At 74.9% G+C, this 21,049-nt stretch carries 17 protein-coding genes; 6 read left to right on the forward strand and 11 right to left on the reverse strand.

Annotation, left to right across the window (positions count from 1 at the left end; genetic code table 11):
• Positions 1–4 precede the first annotated feature (4 nt).
• From CRP29_RS22730 to CRP29_RS23015, 3 genes are all read right to left on the reverse strand, one after another.
• Complete coding sequence (locus CRP29_RS22730; RefSeq protein WP_176522931.1) at positions 5–1,666, reverse strand: DUF6345 domain-containing protein; 1,662 nt, start codon at positions 1,664–1,666, stop codon at positions 5–7.
• Between the two features lie 75 nt (positions 1,667–1,741).
• Positions 1,742–1,984, reverse strand: a complete 243-nt coding sequence (locus CRP29_RS11545; RefSeq protein WP_097195185.1) for a hypothetical protein — start codon at positions 1,982–1,984, stop codon at positions 1,742–1,744.
• Between the two features lie 20 nt (positions 1,985–2,004).
• Positions 2,005–2,784, reverse strand: a complete 780-nt coding sequence (locus CRP29_RS23015; RefSeq protein WP_342745225.1) for a S8 family serine peptidase — start codon at positions 2,782–2,784, stop codon at positions 2,005–2,007.
• Between the two features lie 126 nt (positions 2,785–2,910).
• Between CRP29_RS23015 and CRP29_RS23020 the strand changes: the two genes are divergently transcribed.
• A complete protein-coding gene (locus tag CRP29_RS23020) occupies positions 2,911–3,240 on the forward strand; it encodes a hypothetical protein (RefSeq protein ID WP_217991558.1) in 330 nt (109 codons plus the stop codon).
• 172 nt (positions 3,241–3,412) lie between these two features.
• Here the strand turns inward: CRP29_RS23020 and CRP29_RS11555 are convergent, their stop codons facing one another.
• The 5 genes from CRP29_RS11555 to CRP29_RS11575 form a co-directional block, all read right to left on the reverse strand.
• Positions 3,413–4,207, reverse strand: a complete 795-nt coding sequence (locus tag CRP29_RS11555; protein ID WP_097195186.1) for an AfsR/SARP family transcriptional regulator — start codon at positions 4,205–4,207, stop codon at positions 3,413–3,415.
• Positions 4,204–4,941, reverse strand: a complete 738-nt coding sequence (locus tag CRP29_RS11560) for an AfsR/SARP family transcriptional regulator (protein ID WP_141437111.1) — start codon at positions 4,939–4,941, stop codon at positions 4,204–4,206. The genes CRP29_RS11555 and CRP29_RS11560 overlap by 4 nt, the downstream gene beginning before the upstream one ends.
• A 74-nt stretch (positions 4,942–5,015) precedes the next feature.
• The gene (locus CRP29_RS11565) at positions 5,016–5,249 is read right to left on the reverse strand and encodes a hypothetical protein (RefSeq protein ID WP_097195187.1); all 234 of its coding nucleotides are present in this window, start codon (positions 5,247–5,249) and stop codon (positions 5,016–5,018) included.
• Positions 5,250–5,390: 141 nt separating this feature from the next.
• The gene (locus tag CRP29_RS11570; protein ID WP_097195188.1) at positions 5,391–6,575 is read right to left on the reverse strand and encodes a S8 family peptidase; all 1,185 of its coding nucleotides are present in this window, start codon (positions 6,573–6,575) and stop codon (positions 5,391–5,393) included.
• Between the two features lie 129 nt (positions 6,576–6,704).
• Positions 6,705–8,174: a S8 family peptidase gene (locus CRP29_RS11575; RefSeq protein WP_097195189.1), complete on the reverse strand. Its 1,470-nt coding sequence runs from the start codon at positions 8,172–8,174 to the stop codon at positions 6,705–6,707.
• 227 nt (positions 8,175–8,401) lie between these two features.
• On the opposite strand from CRP29_RS11575, the gene CRP29_RS11580 reads away from it, so the two are divergent.
• The 5 genes from CRP29_RS11580 (at position 8,402) to CRP29_RS11600 (ending at position 16,165) form a co-directional block, all read left to right on the forward strand.
• Positions 8,402–9,205, forward strand: coding sequence for an ABC transporter ATP-binding protein (locus CRP29_RS11580; RefSeq protein ID WP_217991559.1), 804 nt, complete (start codon positions 8,402–8,404; stop codon positions 9,203–9,205).
• A 1-nt stretch (position 9,206) separates the two neighbouring features.
• Positions 9,207–11,750, forward strand: a complete 2,544-nt coding sequence (locus CRP29_RS11585; RefSeq protein ID WP_097195191.1) for an ABC transporter permease — start codon at positions 9,207–9,209, stop codon at positions 11,748–11,750.
• A gap of 117 nt (positions 11,751–11,867) precedes the next feature.
• On the forward strand, positions 11,868–12,959 hold the full coding sequence (locus tag CRP29_RS11590; protein WP_217991560.1) for an SDR family oxidoreductase: 1,092 nt from the start codon (positions 11,868–11,870) through the stop codon (positions 12,957–12,959).
• Positions 12,960–12,991: 32 nt separating this feature from the next.
• Positions 12,992–15,079 (forward strand): dehydrogenase, encoded by a 2,088-nt coding sequence (locus CRP29_RS11595; RefSeq protein ID WP_097195193.1) that lies wholly within the window; start codon positions 12,992–12,994, stop codon positions 15,077–15,079.
• A gap of 102 nt (positions 15,080–15,181) precedes the next feature.
• The gene (locus tag CRP29_RS11600; RefSeq protein WP_097195194.1) at positions 15,182–16,165 is read left to right on the forward strand and encodes a rod shape-determining protein; all 984 of its coding nucleotides are present in this window, start codon (positions 15,182–15,184) and stop codon (positions 16,163–16,165) included.
• Between the two features lie 17 nt (positions 16,166–16,182).
• Here the strand turns inward: CRP29_RS11600 and CRP29_RS11605 are convergent, their stop codons facing one another.
• The 3 genes from CRP29_RS11605 to CRP29_RS11615 form a co-directional block, all read right to left on the reverse strand.
• Positions 16,183–19,125 carry an FtsW/RodA/SpoVE family cell cycle protein gene (locus CRP29_RS11605; protein ID WP_097195195.1) on the reverse strand — a complete coding sequence of 981 codons (2,943 nt, stop codon included), beginning with the start codon at positions 19,123–19,125 and terminating at the stop codon, positions 16,183–16,185.
• A 22-nt stretch (positions 19,126–19,147) separates the two neighbouring features.
• Complete coding sequence (locus CRP29_RS11610; protein ID WP_097195196.1) at positions 19,148–20,290, reverse strand: hypothetical protein; 1,143 nt, start codon at positions 20,288–20,290, stop codon at positions 19,148–19,150.
• A gap of 112 nt (positions 20,291–20,402) precedes the next feature.
• Positions 20,403–20,981, reverse strand: coding sequence for a hypothetical protein (locus tag CRP29_RS11615; RefSeq protein ID WP_097195197.1), 579 nt, complete (start codon positions 20,979–20,981; stop codon positions 20,403–20,405).
• Between the last annotated feature and the right edge of the window lie 68 nt (positions 20,982–21,049).

A 21,049-nucleotide genomic window follows, 5' to 3' on the forward strand; every position in this document is an offset into this window, starting at 1 on the left:
CCGATCAGCCGAAGAGCGTGGCCGTCACCCAGTAGCGCTTGCGGTAGCCGCCCTCGAACTCCAGCTCCATCGCCCGGCGGGCCACCACGGTGGCCTCGGAGCCGTCGATCTCGTAGCCGACCTCCGTCGTCCCCGGGACGACGGCATACCCCGTCGGCGCGCCACCGCGCGCCACGAGGTCGCGCAGCCGCCGGCTGAACGCACGACCCAGCGCGATCTCGGGGTCCAGCGGCCCGTCGTCCGCGGTGGCGCGGGTGCCAGGGGGGACCGGGGCCGCGGCCATCGAGCGCGGCCGGTCGGAGAGCTGCTCGACCGCCCGCGTGCCGGCCTGCAGGTGGGTGACGGTCCCGCTGTTGTCCACGGTGACGCGGACGGCGCCGGCGCCCGGTGTGAGGACGGGCAGCCCGTTGATGAGCTGGCGGAACTGGATCATGGTCGCGGTCGTGACGGGCTCGTCGACGTGCCCGTCACCGGTGTCGGTCCCGCCCGCCTCCATCACGGGGACCACCCGGTCCAGGACGAGCGTGCCGTCGGCGTCGAGGCCGTAGGAACGCACGGCGCCCTCGGCCATCGCCGTGGCCTCGGCGCGGGCGAGCGGGGTGCGGTTCTCCCGGTCGGCCTCGGCCAGGGTGGCACTGAGGACGCCGTCGTCACCGATGTGCAGCCGGCGTTCGTCCGCACCGATGGACAGCAGGCCCGGGCCCTGCTGCACCTGGGCGCGGTCCACGCGGAACCGGTCGGCCAGGTCGCCCAGCGAGCGGGCGCCCACCGGCGCCAGGACCGCCCGACGCGGATCGCCCGGAAGCGCGTGCACGCCCTCCCGGACCGCACTGGCCCGGGTGTTGTACCAGCGCCACTGCCACCACGCGGTGCTGGCGCGGGCACGGTCGAAGAACCGCTCGTTGTCCAGCCGGTTCTGCGCCTCCTGCTGGGTGGCGCCGTTGGCCGAGACGCTGGGCGCCTGGTCGTGCGCGATGTCCCAGCTGGAGTTCAGCCAGGCCGACGTCAGGCTCTCCCCACGCCGCCAGTGGTTCCAGAAGCCGGATCCGTACCGGGCGTCGTCCCAGCTGACGGTCTCGAACCCGAAGATCATCCGGAGGCCCTGGTTGGCCGCCGCCCAGGTGCGGATGGGGCTGTGGCCCCCGAGCACCCGGAGGGACTCGCAGGTGGACCAGAACACGTACCGGGCGCGCTCGTTGCCCAGCCGCATGTTGGTCGAGGTGGCCGTGCAGTCGTTGCCGGCCCAGGCCGAGCCCATCGGCACGTAGAACACCCCGTTGGCGTCCATGCCGCCGTGCCCGCAGTGGTAGACGGTGGTCACGGCGTCCGTGCCGTAGGTGTCCTGCCAGTTGTCGTAGTCCTCGTAGTAGGCCCAGGCCTGCACCCCGGCGTCCTGGTACCAGTAGTTCCGGGGGGTGAACTGCTCGGTGTACTGGAGGAACCCCGCCGTGTCGTCGTGGGTCAGGCTCAGCGGGCCGACGCTGCAGAAGGTCTCGATGCTGAAGGCGCCGTAGAGGTTGGCGACAGCGCGTGCGCCGGCCCCGGCGTCGGCGGCCGGGTTCTCGCCCTGGACCTGCATCGGTGCGAGGGGCGCGGAAGTCTGGCGTCCACCGGTGCGTGGCGGGGCGGCGGTGCGTCCGCCGGTGCGCGGCTGGGTCACGGTCACGGTCATCCACTCCTCGAGGGCTGGCGGGTACCCCACGCTCCTCGGACGGCGTCAACGACCCGTCACCACCGGCGGCTACCAGGTCGTCGGTGAGTCCGGCGGCCCGACGTCGACGGCCGGGGCCTCCTCCTCCACGGCGGCCACGCCGGGGACGGCGCGCAGCCTGTCCCCGGCGTCGGCGGCCGCCGCCCCGACGATGACGCCGATCCCGTCCAGCACCTGCTCGGTGTCCAGCCCCTGCCCCGCCAGCTCGGCGGCGACCTCCGCGAGATCCCGCTGCCCGTCGGTGGTGACCACCCAGCGCACGGTGCCGTCCACGGCGTCCTCCTCGACGGGCCTCAGGGAGCCTGGACCATCCCGGCCCCCACCCGGCCGGCCGGCAGCGGGAGCTGCCGGGCCGAGGAGAGGAGCTTGCGCCACAGCTGCGGACCGCGCAGGGACGCCGAGGACTGCGCCCAGAGGGCGGCGCAGCCGGCGACGTGCGGGGTGGCCATGCTCGTCCCGCTCTTCGTGCCGTACCGGGTCGGCCGCGGCACCGAGGAGAAGACGTCCCGCCCCGGGGCGGCGATCTCCACCTTGCCGGAGTTGGAGAACGACGACGGCGTGAGCGTCTGGTCCAGGGAGGCGACCGACAGGATCGTCGGCGAGTTCGCCGGGGCGCCGGTCGCCGCGGCGGCGTTGCCCGCGGCGGCCACGATCAGGCAGCCGTTGGCCAGGGCGGCCCGCCCCGCCGCGGTGTACGCGGCCTGGACCGGTGCCTGCGAGCCCAGCGACATCGAGATGACCTCGCAGCGGTTGGCGATCGCCCAGTTCATCCCGGCCAGCACGCCGGCGGTGGCGCCCGAACCGCTGTTGGACAGCACCTTGCCCGCGTAGATCGAGGACCGGGAGCCGATGCCGTACCGCGGCGCCGTGCCGGCCGGCGACTTCGGGCCGCAGGCGGTGCCGATGCAGTGCGTGCCGTGACTGTGCCGGTCCTGCACGGGCTCGCCGGTGAAGCTCTGCCCGGCGATCTGCCGCCCGGCGAAGTCGGGGTGCCCCAGGTCCAGGCCGGTGTCGAGCACGGCGACCCGGATGCCGGCCCCGGTGCGCCGGCTCGCGGGCACCCGGCACGCCACCAGCCCCAGGTGGCGTCCACGGCGAGGATCTCCTCCTCCGCGTCGGCCCCGTCGGTGTGCGCCAGGCCGGTGCCGAGGTCGCGGGCGATGACCTCGGCCGCCTGGACGAAGCCGCGCAGGTAGTCGATGACCCGGTCGTTGTCCTGGGCCGCGGTACGGGTGCGCAGCGTCTCGACGAGGTCCTGCTCGGCGAAGACGAAGTACTCGGGCTCGATCGTCTGGATGGGGCTGTCGGACGCGATCGCGGCCGCTGCGGTCATGCCCCGCTCCGTCGCCGCCGGGCCGCTGAGCACGGCCGCCCCGATCTCCGGGAAGACCAGCACCTCGGCGTCCCCGACGTCGCCCAGGGCGACGGCCTGGGCGTCGAAGTCACGGGCGTCGGCCATCCGCAGGCCGCTGGCACCCAGGCCCTGGATGCCGGCCTCCAGGGCGTCCTCGTGGAAGGTCGCGATGTAGCGGCCGGTCTCGAGGCCGTCGGCGCCGCTCTCCTGTGCGGCCGCCAGGAGTTCGTCGACCGTCGTCGACAGGGTCGGACCGGACGATCCGGAACTGGTCATGGCGGGACACCACCGTCTCTGGGCGCGGGCTGGGATCCCGCCGAGCCTCCGCCTCCTGCGTCACCGGACCGTCAACGCGCCGTCACCCCCGCCGCCCGGCGCCCGCCGGTCGCCGTCCGCGCCCGCGGCACTGCGGCCCGGTCCCGGGCCGGAGGCGCCGGTCGCCCGCACCACGGGGCGACGAGCGCCTGCATCTGCGCGGTGGGCGCGACCGCGAGCTCGCGCCCGAGCGCATCCCGGAAGGCGACGTAGGCACCGATCGCCTCGGCGAGGTTCCCCTCCGCCAGGTGGGCCCGGACGAGCACCCGGTGCGCGCTCTCCCGGAGCGGCTCATCGCGGACCGCCGCGTAGGCCGCCTGCACCGCCTCGCCGTGCCGCCCCGCGCGGATCAGCCGATCGGCCAGCGCCTCGAGCGCGTGCATCCGCAGCTGGCACAGCCGCTCCCGCTCGAGCAGCACCCAGTCGTCGTACCAGCCGGGCAGGAGATCGCCCGCGACCGCGGTCACCGGCCGGTCGATGCGCGCCAGCGGCACCGCCGGGTCCAGGACGGCGTGCACCCAGCCGACCAGCTCGCGGACGTCGACCCGGACCCCGCGCGCGAGCGCGAGCCCGTCGCCGGTCACCTCCACCAGGCCGGGCACCGCCTTCTGCACCCGCCACAGCGCCGACCGCAGGCTGCCGTGAGCGCGCGCCTCGGGGACGTCGGGCCACAGCTGCCCGGCGATCGCCTCGCGCCCCGGTCGCCGGCACAGGCCCAGGTGCGCGATCACCCGCTGGACGCCGTGCGGAAGGCCGCCCACCGCCGGCCCGCCGTCCGGCGAGACGCGGAAGCCGTCGAGCAGCCAGACGCTCGGCCCGGTGGTCACGTCGGCCCGCCCCTGCTGCCCGACGACGCACCGGCCAGCAGCCCGGTCATGGACGGGCTCGGGGCGGCACCCAGCGAGACGGCCAGCAGCTGCCGGAACCGCTCGTAGACCCGGCGCGCGCCCTCCTCGTCCCCGGCGGCCAGGCGGGCGCGGACGAGCGACCGGTGCGCGCTCTCCCGGAGCGGCTCCTCCCGGACGGCGGCTCCCGCCGCCCGCACGGCCTCGCCGGGGCGCCCGGCGGCCGTCAGCCGGTCGGCCAGCAGCTCCAGCGCGTGCAGCCGCAACTGGCGCAGCCGCTCCCGCTCCAGCACCACCCACTCCTCCGGCCAGCCGGGCAGCAACCGACCGAGCAGCTCGGGGCCGGGGACCGTCAGCCCGCCGTCGCCCGTGCGCGGGTCGGTCACCCGCGCCGCCCAGGCCTCGAGGTCGTGCGCGTCGACGCGCACGCCACCGGCCAGCACCAGCGCCGTACCGGTCCCCTCCACCAGGCCGGGGGCCAGCTGCCGGAGCCGCCACAGGGTCGAGCGCAGGTTCGCGTGCGCTCGATCCTCCGGCACCTCGGGCCAGAGGCGGCCGGCGAGGACGTCGCGGTCGGGGCAGCGGGACAGGGCGAGCCGCGCCAGCAGGCGCTGGACCGCCCGCGGCGGATCGGGACCGGGCAGGGAGCTGCCATCGGCGGTCCGCAGCGCGAAGCCGCCGAGCAGCCTCACCGAGGGAGTCGTCGCGAGCGCCATGGGGCCACCCCAGGGGGCACCATCGGTCCGGGACCCAGGTGTTCAGGTGCCGCCGACTGCGAATCGTCGAGCGCTCAGCCGCCGCTGTCAATCGTCCCGGGCGCGTCCCCGAGGAACTCGGCCAGCCAGGCCCGCACGGCGTCCACCACGCCGTCCGGGGACGACGCCAGCACGACCGCGGGCTCCTCGGGCGCCGCACTCCCGGGGGACGTCGGCGTGCCCGTGAGGCGGGCGCGGAAGTCCCCCGAACCGCGCTCGACCCAGACGCGGACGACCAGCGCGGCGCTGCGGTCGCTGTCCACGGTCACCGTCCGTCGGGCTCGTCGCCGGCGCGGGAGGCGGGCCGGCGTCCACGCCCCGGGACGGTCGTGGACGCCCATGGTCACCCCCGCCTGCCGGCCGGGCACTCCCCCGTCGGTGCGACACCCGCCCGGGCGACGGCCCCGGACTCAGGGCGCCTGCACGATCCCCAGCCCGCGGTCGGCCGGGTCGACGCCCGCTGCCAGGCCGGTGGTCGTGGCGGTGGCCAGCAGCTTGGCGAGGGCAGCCCGCGCCGAAAGCGGGAGGTTCGCCGCGACGAGCTCCTCCCACCACAGCGCGGCCACCCCGGCGACGTGCGGCGTCGCCATGCTCGTGCCGATGAGGCTCTGCAGGCCACCGCCCACCTTTGCCGACAGCACCTTCACGCCCGGGCCGCTGACCTGCGGGAACGTGTTGGAGAAGGGGGCCACCTGCAGCCCCCCGGCTCCCTCCCCCAGCGCGCCGACCGACACCACGCCGTCGGCGGCCGCCGGGATGGACACGGCGATCTCGTAGTCCGGGTTCACCGAGCGCCGGCTCTCGTTGCCCGCCGCCGCCACGAACACGCACCCGCCCCCGAACGGCTCCCGACCGCGGGCCAGCGCCATCAGCGCGTCAAACATCCGCAGGTTGGCGCGGTAGGCCTCCAGCGCCGCGGAGGTGGCGAGGTCGGCGGGCCAGTCCCTGCCCACGAGGTCCTGGACCATGCCGGGGAAGTCGAACCCGAGGGACATCGACACGACCTGCGCGTGGTTGTCCAGCGCCCACTGGATGCCGCGGAAGATCATGTCGGAGTCGCCGCTGCCGTTGTCGCCGAGCACCTTGCCGATCAGGGCCTGGCCGACGCCCGGGGCCACACCGATGCGGGTGCCGCCCACGTCCCGGCCGAAGACCGTGCCGGCGCAGTGCGTCCCGTGCCCCTGCTTGTCGCCGTCGCCCGAGCCGGAGAAGTCCATCTGGGTCAGCTGCACGCCCGCGAAAGCGGGGTGCGCCGCGTCGATGCCGGTGTCGAGGACGGCCACGACCACCCCGGCCCCGGTGCGCGACGAGCGGTCCGCCCGGACGGCGGTGACGCCCCACGTCGGGCCCGCCGCGGTCGCCGGGCCGTCCTCCGCCTCTCCGACCGGGTGCACGAGCCGCGTCGGCATCACCGGGGCGATGGCCCGGACCTCGGGGTCCCGGCCGATCGCACGGACGTCTGCCTTGTCCAGGCTCTCGACGTCCACCCGGAGGCCCACCGAGCCCAGATCCGGCGCACCCGCCGCGGCCGCTCCTCCGTAGGGCTCGTCGGTCCTGGCCGACGCCATGTCCCGCAGAACGGTGTACGTGCGCATGCTGGTCTCCTCGGATCGGCGCGGTTCCGGTGGTCCGCCGCCGCGCGGAGGACCGCGTTCCCAGCGTCGGGACCGCGCATCACCGCGGCGTCACCCGCGCGTCACGCCGGGCGGGCTGCACCCGGCCGGCTACACGGACTGGATCGCGCGCATGAGGTCGACCAGCCCGTTGCCCTGGAAGTAGGGCTCGCGGTCCAGCGACGTCGCCGATCGGCAGAAGATCCGCTTCACCTCCTCGGGCTGACCGATGAACTCCCGCCGGATGGAGAGGAACGCGGCGATGGCCCCCGACACGTGCGGGGCCGCCATGCTGGTCCCGCTGTCCTCGATGTAGAGCGCGCACTCCTCGGCGTCGTCGCCGAGCAGCTCGAGCAGCGGCGCGCGGTTGCGTCCCGCCGCGCAGGACGTGATGCGCTCGCCCGGTGCGACGAGGTCGGGCTTGGACCGGCCGTCCCCCGTGGGGCCCTTGGAGGAGAAGTAGGAGACGCCGTAGGTGTGCGGCATGTGCCGGTGGGTCGCCCCGACGGTGATCGCCAGCCGCGCGTTCCCGGGGTCGTTGATCGTCATCGGGACGCCGACCTTCGTCTGGCGCTGGCTGGAGCTCAGCACCGCGTAGCCGGTGTTGCCCGCGGCCACCACCACGACCACCCCGGACCGGACCAGCCGGTCGACCTCCACGCACAGCGGGCTCTGGCCGCAGGCGAACCACGCGGCGTCGAACTCGTACCCGACGCTGAGGTTCACCCCCTGGACGCGCATCAGCTTGCTCTGCCCGTTGAGCTCCTTCCGGACGTACTCGAGCGCCCGGACGATGTTCATCGAGCTGCCCGCGCCGTCGTCGTCGAGCACCTTCAGGCTCACCAGCTCGGTGAGCGGGGCGACGCCGTGCAACTGCGCCGGCGAGTCGACCGTCCGGCGCTGCAGCCGCCCGGTGCGCGGGTGGGCCGGATCGAACTGGTACTCCCCGGCGAGGTAGGGCGCGGTCGCGGCCAGCCCGCCGGAGATGATCCCGGCCACGTGCGTCCCGTGCCCGAACCCGTCCACCAGGGCGCCGTCGATGTCCGGCTCGTCCTTGGTGAAGTCGCGGTGCAGGCCGCGGACGTCGCCGTCCAGGACGGACGCGAGGTGCGGATGCCGCCCGTCGACGCCGGAGTCGATGACCGCCCAGGTGATCCCGCGGCCCATCGCGTCGTACGCGCGGCCGGCCGCATCCGCCTTGACCGTCGTCACCGACCGGTCGACCAGCGGCTCCACCGGGAAGTCCGGCCAGATCCGGTAGATCGCGCGCTCCCGGCGGTCCTCGTGGGCGAGGTCGATCCGGCACAGCTCGCGCACCTGCTCGACCGACATCAGGCCGCGGTAGTAGGTGTCGGCGATGCGCACCGCCCGCGCGTCGGTGACCTCCCGCCACTCGGCCTCGAAGGCGGTGACGGCGGCGGTCAGCCCCCCGGCGTGCTCGAGGTTGAGCTCGACGACGACCGGCACCGGATCCGCATCGTCCCGGGACAGCCCGATCCGCGCACGCTCGTCGGGGTCGATGAGCGCGTCGGCGACCATGCTGTTCCGGATGAACGGCCGGTTCCGCGGTTCCCCGGGCATCCGCCTCCTCCTCCGGGACGCGTGCTCCTGCCCGCCCGTCGCCGAAGGCTCCCGCGGACCCGTCACCGTGCCGTCACGGGGGCCGCAGCTGCGTACCCGACCGTCGAGCAGCGCGGCGGACGAAGGGCCCCCACCGACCGGAACCGAAAAGCCCTACCGGTCTGTCGGAGGTCCCCTCTACCGTCCTGGCCGCAGGCCGCCGACGTCCCCTCTCTCCAGGAGCTCCCGTGTCCCTCCCCGGATCGCCCGCCACTCCCCCGGCGGCCCGCGGTCGTTCCCTGACGAAGATCTTCGGCGAGGGCGACACCCGCGTGGTCGCGCTGGACGGGGTCGACGTCGACTTCCCGCGCGGCCGGTTCACCGCGATCATGGGCCCGTCCGGATCGGGCAAGTCGACGCTCATGCACTGCATGGCGGGGCTGGACTCGGTGACCTCCGGCCAGGCGTACATCGGCGACGTCGACCTGAGCACGCTGGACGACAAGGCACTGACCGTGCTCCGCCGCGACCGGGTCGGCTTCGTCTTCCAGGCCTTCAACCTGCTCCCGACGCTCACCGCGCAGGAGAACATCACGCTGCCGATGGACATCGCCGGCCGCAAGCCCGACCGCGCCTGGCTGGACACCGTCATCGACACCATCGGCCTGCGGGACCGGCTGGCGCACCGCCCCAGCGAGCTCTCCGGCGGTCAGCAGCAGCGGGTCGCCTGCGCGCGGGCGCTGGCCGGCCGCCCGGACATCGTCTTCGCCGACGAGCCGACCGGGAACCTGGACTCGCGCAGCGGCGCCGACGTGCTGGACTTCCTGCGTCGCTCGGTGCGCGAGATGGGGCAGACCGTCGTCATGGTCACGCACGACCCGAAGGCCGCCGGCTACGCGGACCGGGTGCTGTTCCTCGCCGACGGCCGGATCGTCGACGAGATGCTGGAGCCCACGGCCGAGCGCGTGCTGGAGCGGCTGAAGGCGCTGGACTCCGACGACGGCGCACGGCCGGCCGCCACCGACGCCGCCTCGCGGGCAGGGGTCCGCTGACGTGTGGCGCACCACCTGGCGCAACCTGCTCGCGCACAAGGTCCGGCTGGCGCTGTCCGGGCTGGCCATCGTGCTCGGCGTCGCCTTCGTCGTCGGGACGCTGATCTTCACCGACACCCTGAGCAAGACGTTCAACGACCTGTTCAGGAGCACCGCGGCCGACGTCAACGTCACCCGCGCGGCCGCGTTCGACCAGGGCCTCGAGGGCACCGGCACCGGTGGGACGGCCACCTACGTGCCGGCCGAGCTCGTCGACGAGATCGCGGAGGTCGACGGCGTCGCGGCCGTCGAGGGGAACGTCCAGGCCGAGGGCGTCTACATCCTCGACGCCGACGGCGAGGTGCTCGACACCGGCGGAGCGCCGGGCATCGGCATCAGCTGGGACACCGAGGAGTCCCTCTCCCCCACGACGCTCGTCGACGGCCGGGCGGCCGCCGGCCCCGGCGAGGTCATGATCGACACGAACTCGGCGGAGGAGACCGGCTTCCGGGTGGGCGACACCATCACGCTGCTCACCCCCGGGCCCCGCGTCGAGGCCGAGCTCGTCGGCACCTTCCGCTTCGGCGACTCCGGCGGGCTGGCCGGCGCCTCGCTGACCGCCTTCGACACGGCGACCGCGCAGGAACTGCTCAGCGAGCCCGGGCAGTTCACCGGCATCGGGGTCGGCGCCGAGGACGGCGTCGACCCCGACGTGCTGGCCGACCGGGTGGCCGCCGTCGTCGGCTCCGACTACGACGTGAAGACCGCCTCCGAGCAGGCCGAGAGCCTCTCGGCGGACTTCTCCGAGGCGCTGCAGTTCATCAACATCTTCCTGCTGGTCTTCGCCGGGATCGCGCTGTTCGTCGGCACCTTCATCATCCTCAACACGTTCTCGATGCTGGTCGCGCAGCGCACCCGCGAGCTGGCGCTGCTGCGCGCTCTGGGCGCCAGCCGTGGCCAGGTGACCCGCTCGGTGCTGGGTGAGGCGCTCGTGGTGGGGGTCGTCGGCGCCACCGTCGGCCTGGCCGCCGGCTACGGGATCGCCGCGGGGCTGCGCGCGTTGTTCGGCTCGTTCGGCCTGACGCTCGACGGCACCCTGGTCCTGGCGACCGACACCGTGCTGTGGGGCTACGCCGTGGGCGTCCTGGTGACGCTGGTGTCCGCGTACGTGCCGGCGCGGCGCGCGGCGCGGATGCCCCCCGTCGCCGCCATGCGCGACGACGTCGTCCACGTGCAGCGCGGGCTGCGCCGGCGCACCGCGCTCGGGGTCGTGCTCTCCCTCGCCGGGCTCGCGGCGCTGGTGGGCGGCACGCTCTCCGACGACGGCGGGACGGGGGCCTCGCTGGTGGGCCTGGGTGCCCTGGCGCTCATCCTGGGCGTGACCGCGCTCAGCCCGGTGCTCGCCCAGCCGTTCCTGCGCAGCGTGGGTGCGGTGCTGCCGCGGATCTGGGGCACCACCGGCCGGCTGGCGCAGGAGAATGCGGTCCGCAACCCGCGGCGCACCGCCGCCACCGCGTCGGCCCTCATGATCGGGCTGGCTCTGGTCAGCGCGTTCAGCGTCATCGGCGCCTCCACCAACGCCAGCATCGACTCGCTGATCGCCGGCTCGGTGCGTGCCGAGTACATCGTCTCCAGCGCCGTCGGCCAGCCGTTCAGCCCGGATGTCGCCGAGGAGGTCGGCGACGTCGACGGCGTCGCCGCCGTCATGCCGCTGCGCTGGGGCCAGGCCCAGCTCGACGGGCAGACCAGCCTGCTCACCGGCGTCGACCCGGACGCGCTCCCCAGGACCGTCGAGCTGAGCTGGGTCGACGGCTCGGCCGAGGGCCTGGGCGGTGACGGAGTTCTCGTCGACCAGCCCACCGCCGAGGGCCGGGGCTGGGCCGTCGGGGACACCGTGGAGGTGCTGACCCTCGACAACCGGCAGGAGCAGCTGACGGTCTCCGGCATCTTCGAGACCAACCAGGTCCTCGGCTCCACGGTGGTCTCGATCGACACGCTCGCGGGCGCCGGCGGGGTCGAGCAGGACCGGTTCCTCTTCGTGGACCTCGCCGACGGGACGTCGCCGGCCGACGTCCGCCCGCAGCTGGACGAGGTGCTCGACGCCTATCCGATCGTGAACCTCAAGGACCAGACCGAGTTCCAGGACGAGCAGAAGGGCCAGGTCGACCAGCTGCTGCTGCTCATCAACGCGATGCTCGTGCTGTCGGTGCTCATCGCCGCGCTCGGCATCGTGAACACGCTGGCGATGTCGGTGATCGAGCGGACGCGGGAGATCGGGCTGCTGCGCGCCGTCGGGCTCGGCCAGGCCCAGCTGCGCCGGATGGTCCGCCTGGAGGCGGTGATCATCTCCGTCTACGGCGCGGTGCTCGGGCTGGTGCTGGGCACGCTGTTCGGCGTGGCGCTCAGCCGGTCGCTCGCCGACCAGGGCATCACCGAGCTGGCCGTGCCCTATCCGCGGATGGCCGTCTTCCTGCTCGTCGCGGCGCTCATCGGGGTGCTGGCCGCGGTCTTCCCGGCCCGGCGCGCCGCCAAGCTCCAGGTGCTGGACGCGATCGCCCGGGCGTGACGGGGGCCAACGTTCCCCTCCTGGGGTGCGTTGGACCCTGCCCCGGCCCCGGCCGGGTGGGAGACGGTGCACACGAGGACACGGCGCACCTGCGCCATGTCCCGAGGAGGCCCGCTCGTGACCGCTCTTCTGATGACCGGCTTTCCCGGACTGCTGGGCTCTGCCCTGCTCCCGCGGCTGCTCACCCGCCGCACGGACGTCCGGGCCGTCTGCCTGGTCCAGGCGCGCCACCGGGCGACGGCGGAGCACCGGGTCAGCACGATGGAGTCCGACCACCCCGGCCTGCGAGGCCGGATCGAGCTCAGGACCGGTGACATCACCGCACGGGACCTGGGCCTCGGCCGGAGCGATCTCGACACGCTGCGGGACGTGACGGAGGTCTGGCACCTGGCGGCCGTCTACGACCTGGGCGTCGATGCCCGGACCGCACACCGGGTCAACGTCGACGGGACGGAACGGGTTCTCGACTTCTGCCGGTCACTGCCCGACCTCCACCGGCTGCAGTACGTGAGCACGTGCTACGTCAGCGGACGGTACGAGGGCACCTTCACCGAGGAGTCCCTGGCCGAGGGCCAGTCGTTCCGCAACCACTACGAGGCCAGCAAGTTCGAGGCCGAACTGCGGGTGCGCGCGGCGATGGCCGACGGCCTGCCGGCAACCGTGTACCGGCCCGGCATCGTCGTCGGGGACTCCCGCACCGGGGAGACCCAGAAGTACGACGGCCCCTACTTCTTCGCGTCCTACCTCCAGCGGCTGCCGTTCGTGGCGATCGTCCCCCGGCTGGCCGATCCGGACGAGGTGCGGTTCTGCGTGGTCCCGAAGGACTTCGTCATCGCGGCGATGGACGAGCTCTCCGTGCTGGACCGCTCGCTCGGGCGGACCTACGCGCTGACCGACCCCCATCCGCCGACGGTGCGGCAGCTCGTCGACACCTTCGCGGAGCACCTGGGCCGGCGGGTGGTGTGGGTGCCCCTCCCGCTGGGGCCCGTCCGGTTCGTCGTCGGCTCCGTGCCCGGGATCGAGCGCCTCTCCGGCCTGCCCGCCGAGGCCCTGGAGTACGCCGCGTCCCCGACGACGTACTCCACGGCGAACACGGTCGCCGACCTGGCGGGGACGGGCGTGGAGTGCCCGGCCTTCGCGAGCTACGCGGACCGCCTCCTGGACTTCATGCACGCCCATCCGGAGATCGATTCCACACCGATGGTCTGAGGACGCCTCAGCCTCACACCTCAGGAGGTGCCATGCCCGAGTCCGACCCGACACTGGTGGTCGACGTGAGCCTGACCGGCGCGGACCGCGACCACGACGAGCTCGTCACCTTCCTCGACCGCAGCGTGCGGATCGTCCGCGTGGGAACGGGAGGCGACGTCGCCGCGGCGGAGGAGCTCGTCCGCACGTGGGCCGCCGAGGCGTCCGCGATCGCGGTCACCGGCACCCGCGAGGGCGGTGCCGACGCGAAGGCTGTCGGCCGGATCCAGCGCGCCACCGCCGCCGTGCCGGTGACCGACGGCCACGCGCTCGGCGACGTGCTCACCGAGTGGGCGATCCGGCACGTGCAGACCGAGCTGCCGGGCTACTTCACCAACGCGCGGACCGTGGTCCTCGGCGGGACCCACCACGAGCGGGCCACGCGGGTCCTCCGGGAGTTCACCGCGAACTTCGAGTTCGCCGACCCCCTCCTGCGGCTCGACCTGGCGGCCCGGTTGCACGCCAACCGCCTGCTCGGACTCGCCGTCGACCTGGGCTCCTGGCCGTTCCGGATGCTGCCGAACCGCGTCCGCGACGTACCCGCCCGGCTGGCCGGACCGGTCGCGGGGCCGGGCACCCGGATCAGCCACGCGATGACCCGCAGGGCCGCACGCGACTGCGACGTCGTCGTCGCCACGTTCGACGAGCTGACCGCGTTCGGGCTGGACGACCTCACCGGGAAGACCGTCGTCACCTCGGCGGTGTCGGAGGCCCGGCTCGCCGACCTGGGCGGCCGCGGGGTCGACATGGTCCTGGACACCACCCCGCAGCCGTTCCCGGGCGTCACGGTCTCGGCCGCCCTGCTCGAGGCGATGATGCTGGCCCTGGTCTCCGGCCACGACCGCCTGACGGATGACGACCTGCTCGACATGATCGACTCCGCCGGGCTGCAGCCGCGGATGCTCTACCCGAACGGACCGCGACGGAAGAGCAGGTTCGCCTTCGTCATCCATCCGCTGTCCCAGCAGTTCTTCCGCAACGTGGAGCCGCTCGGGACGATCGCCCGGTTCTCGCCTCCCCTGTTCATGGACGCGGTGGAGAAGGGGCTGGCCTACCTGCCGCCGATGACCTACAGCCACGTCACGGGCATCACCTCGCCCACCGGGGCCCAGGCCGAGGGCTGGCTGATCACCGTGGGCGGCACGCCGAAGGAGCTCATGGCCCACCGGCCGGAGTTCACCTACGCGCTGCTGCTCCAGGCGGCCGAGATGGCGAAGAAGCTCGGCGCCCAGGTGATGGGGCTCGGCGCGTTCACCAAGGTCGTCGGCGACGCGGGCGTGACGGTGGCCAAACGAGCTCCCCTGCCCGTCACGACCGGCAACAGCTACAGCGCCTCGGGAGCCCTCTGGGCGGCGCACGAGGCGGTGAACCGGCTCGGCCTCGCCGAGGTCGACGAGCGGGGACGGATCCACGGCAAGACGATGGTCGTCGGTGCCACCGGATCCATCGGATCGGCCTGTGCGCGCCTGCTGGCGCTGTCCAGCGACGAGCTCTGGCTGATCTCGCCCGAGACGGCAAAGCTGCTGGCCCTCAAGCACGAGATCGAGCGGGACCACCCACGGGCCCGGCTGCACATCGCCGCCACGCCGAACGACCACCTCGGCGACATGGACGTGATCGTCACCGCGACCTCCGGGGCCGGCAAGCGGGTGCTCGACATCATGCGGGTGAAGCCCGGCTGCGTGATCACCGACATCGCGCTGCCCTCGGACCTCTCGGCGGACGACGTCGCCCGGCGCCCGGACGTGCTGGTCATCCAGTCGGGCGAGATCGAACTGCCCGGGGACGTGCACATGCGGGACATCGGTCTGCCGCACGGCGTGGCCTACGCGTGCATGGCCGAGACGATCGCGCTGGCCCTCGAGGGGCGGTACGAGACGTTCACGGTCGGGCGGGCCATCGACTGGGTGAAGGTCAAGGAGATCTACCGGCTCGGCCTCAAGCACGGCATGAAGCTGGCCGCGATCTCCGGCGTCCACGGCGTCCTCACCGAGGAGGACTTCGCCCGGGTCCGCGCTCTCGCGCGGGCGAGCCGGCCGGCAGCCGTGGGTGCGTCCGGTTCACCGGACGCACCCGGCTGATCCGGGGCGCCGGACGCAGCTTCCCGCCCGCTCGTGGCCAGGAGCCTGGACCGGCGGTGCCGGGAGTCCCAGACTGGTCGCCCGCAGGTCAGGAGTTCGCGCATGGATCTCGGCATCGATCTGGGTACCGCCACGACGGTGGTGAGCGACGTCCGCCGCGGCATCGTGTACGACGAACCGAGCGTGCTCATCCTGCGGCCGGGCGGGGGCCGCAGACAGCGCATCCTGGCGGTCGGTCGGGAGGCCGCCGAGCTGGTGGGCCGGGGCCCTGCCCGCTTCGCCGCGGTGCGGCCGCTGCACGACGGGGTGGTCACCGACCTGGAGACCGCCCGGCTCTACCTGCGCGCCGTCCTGGCCCGGGCGGGGCGGCGGGCCTGGACCCCGACCCGCGCCGTGATCGGGGTGCCGGCGGACGCCACCTCGCTCGAGGTCCGCGTCCTCCTCGAGGCGGCCGAGGAGGCGGGCATCCGGCCGGTGACGGCGCTGGACGACGCCGTCGCGGGCGCGGTGGGCTGCGGGCTCGACCCGCTCGAGCGGCGGGTGCACCTGGTCATCGACGTCGGCGGCGGATCGGCCGCGGCGGTGGCCTTCTGCTACGGCGGTGTCCTGGCCCAGCGGACCAGCAAGGTGGGCGGGGTCGACATGACCGGCGCCGTGGCCCGGTACCTCCGGGAGGAGCACCAGCTCCAGGTGGGCGAGCTGGAGGCCGAGCGGGTCAAGACCTCCCCCACGGCCGAGGGCGGCCCGCTGGTCGTGCACGGCAGGGACGGCGCGACCGGCCATCCCCGGCTGGTCACCGTGCAGCCGGCGGAGGTGGCCACCGCGGTGCGGCCGGTCGTGGACGAGATCGTGCGGGCGCTGGGCGGCTGCCTCGACGACCTTCCGCCGCAGGCGCTGGCCGACGTGCTCGCCGAGGGGGTGCTGGTCTTCGGTGGGGGCGCGCTGATCCAGGGGTTGCCGCAACAGCTGGAGAGCGCGCTCGGCCTGCCGGTCAAGCTCGCCGAGCAGCCCCTGACCTGCGTGGCCGAAGGCGCCGCCCGGGCGCTGCGCAACCGCCCGCTGCTGGCCGCCTACGGCCGGAACTGAGCGCGGCCGCGGAGGCGTCAGGGCGCCGGCGGGCCGACGGCCAGGACTTCGGCGCGGTGCGCGTAGAACCAGTGCAGGCCGTCGTCCACGACGGCGGAGGCGCTGTTCGCCCCCGTGCCCGGTCCCTGCACCAGCGCCGTCATCACGATCTCCGGTGCCCCGATGGGGGCGACCGCCGACATCCAGTTGTCGTACTCGTCGTCGCGGAGACCGCCGTCCTGGGCCGTTCCGGTCTTCGCACCGGCCGGCACCGGCAGGTCGTTCAGCCGGCTGCCCGTGCCGCCCGCCACGACCGCCCGCATCCCGTCGCGCACCGGGCCCAGGTCGGCGTCGAAGGGCAGCGGGCGCGGCGGCGGGGCGGGCAGCGACAGGTGCGTCCCCGGCCCCGTGCCGAGGGCCATCCCCAGCCGCGGCGTGACCAGCTGGCCGGTCGAGACGGCGGCGGTCCAGCCGGCGTTCTGCAGCGGCGTGACCGTCAGATCGCCCTGCCCGATGCCGAGGATGACGGTGGAGCCGCCGTACCAGGTCCGGCCCTCGGCCTCGGCGGTCTGCGGCGAACCCAGGTGGCCCGCGGACTCGCCGGGCAGGTCGATCCCGGTCCGCGCGCCGACGCCCAGGTCGCGCGCGGTGCCGATCAGCCGGTCGGCGCCGAGGGCGACGGCGAGCTTGTAGAAGTAGACGTCGTTGGAGACCGCGATCGACTGGACCAGGTCCATCGGCCCCATCGGCCGCCAGTTGCCGAAGGTGTGCCCGCCGTAGGTGAAGCTGGCACCGGTCGGGATCACCTGTCGCGGCGCGTAGATCCGGTGCACCTGGTTGGCCGCGGCCGTGACCAGCTTGAACGTCGAGCCGGGCGGCGCCACCGCCTGCGTCACGTGCTCGAGCATCGGGGAACCGGGCGCGTCCGCGAGCGCCTGCAACGCGGCGCCGTCGACGGGCGGGCCGTAGACGCTGTTGTCGAACGACGGAGCGCTGGCCATCGCCAGCACCGCACCCGTGCGCGGATCCATCGCGACGGCCGCGCCGATCTTGCCCACCGGCCGGGGCTGCGCGGCCAGGGCTGCGGCGAGACCGGCGTCCAGCCGTCGCTGGAGACCCAGGTCGATCGACAGCCGCAGGTCGGCACCGCGCACCGGCGGCCGCAGCTCCCCCAGGGTCACCGGCACGCCCCGGGGATCGACGTAGAGGCACTGCCGCCCGCCGATCCCGCGCAGCACCGCGTCGTACTGCCGCTCCAGCCCGGCCCGCCCGACCGCCTCCCCCGCCGCCAGCCCCGGCCAGCGCGCCACGTCCTCGGGCGTGGCGACCCCCACGAAGCCGAGCACCGGTCCGAGCAGCGTGCCGTGCGGGTACGCCCGCCGGGGCTGGGGGACGACGAACACCCCGGGGATGCCGGCCGCGGCGACGGCGTCGGCCACCGGGCGTGGCACGTCGGCCATCGGCAGCGACAGCGTGGTGTCCTCCGTGAAGGCCAGCAGCGCGTGCAGGTCCGGGGCGTGGGCACCGGTCAGCAGGGCCAGCCGGTCGACGTCGGCCGGCCGGCTGCGCAGGAGCGCGGGCACGCCGAGCACCCGGTCCATGCCGACTCCGGCGTCCCCGGCGTCGAGGGCCAGCGGCACGTCGTGCCGGTCGGTGATGGTGCCCCGGGGGGCGGGCAGCCGGAAGCAGCGGGTCATCTGCTCGTCGCCCGCGACCTGGAGGGCCTCGCCGCGGGTCTCCTGGAGCCGCCAGCCGTAGACGCCGAAGGAGACGAGCATCGCCGTGAGCGCGACGGCGGCCAGCCGCACCAGTCGCGGCCGCGGGTTGAGCCGGCCCGGTGCGGCCCACAGCCGGCGGCGCGCGCCGTCGCGCCGCACGGCGAGGACGACGCCGATCGCGGCCAGGTGCACGACCAGCGCGGTGCCGCCGTAGCTGACCAGCGGGAAGGGCACGCCGGCCAGCGGCAGCAGGCCGAGGTTCGCCCCGACCGAGACCACGGTCTCTATGCCCAGCAGGATCGCCAGCCCGCCGGCGACGAGCGCGCCGTGCGGCGTCCGCGACGCGCGGCTGGCCAGCGCGAGCCGCCACACGAGCAGCAGCGCGGCGAGCACCACCCCGGCGCCCGCGACCAGGCCCCACTGTCCGACCAGGCTGGCCAGCGCCAGGTCGGTGTCCCGTTCGGGCAGGTACTGGGAGCGGAGCAGGCGCAGCGGGTCGTCGCTGCGCCCGAACCACCCGCCGGACCCCACCGAGATGTGCGCCTGGCGGATCGCCCAGCCCGAGCCGGTCGGCGACTCGTGCGCCCCGACGAGGAAGCTGCCCAGCCGGGACACCTGGTAGGGCCGCAGGAAGCTGATCAGCAGCGGCGCCGAGACCGCCGCGGCGGCGCCCAGCGGCAGCAGGAACCGGGCCGGGACGCGCCCCAGGAGCAGCAGGCCGGCGGTGAGGACGGTCAGCAGCATCGCGGTGCTGAGGTCCGGCTGCAGGAGGGTCAGCCCGATGGGCAGCGCGGCCAGCAGCACGGCGAGCGCGAACCGCTGCCAGGCCGGCCGGCCCGAGCCCAGCACCCCGGCGAGCACCAGCAGCAGGCCGAGCTTCGCCAGCTCGGAGGGCTGGAAGGTCACCGGGCCGATCGCGAACCAGCGGGTCGCCCCGTTGGCCGACAGCCCGACCGCCAGGACGCCGACGAGCAGCAGCACCGCCGCTCCGTACGCGGCCCACGCCAGGACGCCCAGGTAGCGGACCCGCACGCGCCAGAACACGGCCAGCGCGAGCACGCCGCCGACGGCGATCAGGCTCTGCCGCACCGCGAGGTCGCGGTCGCCGATCAGGTACAGGTTGGCGATCCCCAGGAACACGAGGCCGCCGGCGGCGAGCACCGCCAGCAGGTCGAAGGCCGCACCCCGGCGGTTCTGCCGGCGCTCGCGGGTGGTCCGGCGACGGCGCGTCGTCGTCCGCGGTGGGGGCCCGGTCCTCGGCACGGCGCGTCTCCCCCCGCCCGTCTCACGCGCCCGGCCCGGCGGGCAGGCACGAGCCCGTGCTCACCGGGGCCGACGCCGCGGCCGCCGGGGCCTCGGTGACCGCGATCAGCGCGACGCCGGCCAGCGGCGGGAGCGGCACCTCGGCCACCACGGCCACCCGATCGGCCTGCGGCGCCACCGGCAGGCTCCCGCCGGGCACCGACGTCGACGCACCGGTGCACCGGTCGACCACCCGGTAGGACCAGGTCAGCACCTGCGGCTCGGGCGACGGGAGCAGACGCACGAACAGCCGCACGGTGCACGGCGCACCGGTCGCGCAGCTCGCGAGCCGACGCAGGTCGACCGCGACCACGCTTCCGGCGGACGCGGGCGCCGGGGCGACGACGGGCAGCCCGTCCGGCTCGGGCTCGTCGGGCGGCCGCTCGCCGCCGCGGCCGGCGTCCAGGAGCAGGTCGATGTCGCTGGTGATGTCGTCGCCGAGGAGCACGACCTCGGCGGTGACGACGGCGCCGAGCACGACGAGCGAGAGCAGCCACGCGCCGATCCGCCGTCCCGCGGGCCGTGGCCGTCGCGGAGGCCGCGGCGCGGCCGCCGTGCGCACCGGGGCCGGCCGCGGAGGCGCGGGGGCGCCTCCACCGGCGCCGCTGGGGAGTCCCCGCACGGCTCCGGCGAGGGCGGCCAGTTCCGCGCGGACCGCCGGCCCGTCGACCCTCGCGGCGGCCTCGGCCAGCCGGCGGCCCGCGACGTCGGCGTCCTCGGAGCGCACGGCCGCCACCGCCCGGTCGAGCTCGGCCAGGAGTTCTGCGGCGAGCGGGGACGCCGCCCCGGCGGGGCGCCGGGCGGCCGCCGCGATGTCGGCGAGCACCCGGTCCAGGGGTTCCCCCGTGGCAGGGGCCGGGGTGGGGTCGAGCACGATCCGGCCGTCGGGGGTGAGCCGCGCGCGGACCGGCTCCGTCGCGCTCCCCTGCTCCCGCTCGGCACGGGCGGCCAGCAGCTGGCCGGCGATGACGACCGCCTGGGGCGCGGTGAGCCGTACCAGGGCGAGCAGCCGGGCCAGCTCGACGGGATCTCCCCCGGGACGGGGCGGCTCCGCCGGGAGTTCGTCGCGCGGCACCGGAACGGGGTGCGGTCGCTCGGGCGCTCGCGGCGTCGTCAGGTCCGTCATCGACCGTCACCCCCGCCCACGGCTGTTCCTGCGCACCCCCCGTGACACGTCACCGCCGACTGTGCGCCCCTCGCTCCGGGATGTCACCGGATTCCGGTGCGCCGACGTGCCGTCACGACGACGAGATCCGCACGACGCCCTGCCGGTCGAGCCGCCAGCGCACGGTGACCGGTACCGAGGGGCCGTCGGCGTGGGAATCGCCGGGCGCGTACGCGGACATCCGGGACACGATCACGCCGTCCTCGACCGACAGCCCGCCCGGCTGGTGCACCGGGGGCAGCGGCGCCTCCCCCTGCAGGGTGCGCGGGCTGGGGAGCGTCCCCAGCCGGCGACCGGACGAGGAGAAGACCAGCACCTCCTGGACGATTCCGTTCGACGGCTGCGGCGAGCACTCCAGCAGGACGACGGTGTCGGCGCCGCCCTCGTCGTCGACGTTCCCGGCGGCGGTGGCCACGACCCGCACCTCGTAGGAGTCGTAGTAGGGCGGGCGGCTTCCGTCCGCGGGCACACGGGCGGTTCCGTCGACCACCCGCGCCCGGAACCCGTCGGGGACGACGCCGTCGCAGGTCAGCTCGTAGGTGGTCGCGCGCCAGTCGACCGCCGCGGGCGCCGGGGCACGGCCGGCGTCCTGCTCCGCGCCGCACCCGGCGAGCAGGAGGAGGACCGCTCCCCCGGCCACCGTCCGCCGCATGCCCGCCAGGGTCCTCGGCCGCGAGCCGGCTGCCAGGGCGCAAGGTCCCGACCCCCGGGGCATCCGCC

Origin of the sequence: Blastococcus aggregatus (assembly GCF_900221005.1) — a bacterium.
GTDB lineage: Bacteria > Actinomycetota > Actinomycetes > Mycobacteriales > Geodermatophilaceae > Blastococcus > Blastococcus aggregatus.

Coding starts and splice junctions, on each gene's coding strand:
- CRP29_RS23020 (WP_217991558.1), top strand. CDS start 2,911: ATGACCCGGTCGTTGTCCTGGGCCGCGGTACGGGTGCGCAGCGTCTCG.
- CRP29_RS11595 (WP_097195193.1), top strand. CDS start 12,992: ATGCCCGAGTCCGACCCGACACTGGTGGTCGACGTGAGCCTGACCGGC.
- CRP29_RS11610 (WP_097195196.1), bottom strand. CDS start 20,290: ATGACGGACCTGACGACGCCGCGAGCGCCCGAGCGACCGCACCCCGTT.
- CRP29_RS11615 (WP_097195197.1), bottom strand. CDS start 20,981: ATGCGGCGGACGGTGGCCGGGGGAGCGGTCCTCCTCCTGCTCGCCGGG.
- CRP29_RS11575 (WP_097195189.1), bottom strand. CDS start 8,174: ATGCCCGGGGAACCGCGGAACCGGCCGTTCATCCGGAACAGCATGGTC.
- CRP29_RS11570 (WP_097195188.1), bottom strand. CDS start 6,575: ATGCGCACGTACACCGTTCTGCGGGACATGGCGTCGGCCAGGACCGAC.
- CRP29_RS11600 (WP_097195194.1), top strand. CDS start 15,182: ATGGATCTCGGCATCGATCTGGGTACCGCCACGACGGTGGTGAGCGAC.
- CRP29_RS11560 (WP_141437111.1), bottom strand. CDS start 4,941: ATGGCGCTCGCGACGACTCCCTCGGTGAGGCTGCTCGGCGGCTTCGCG.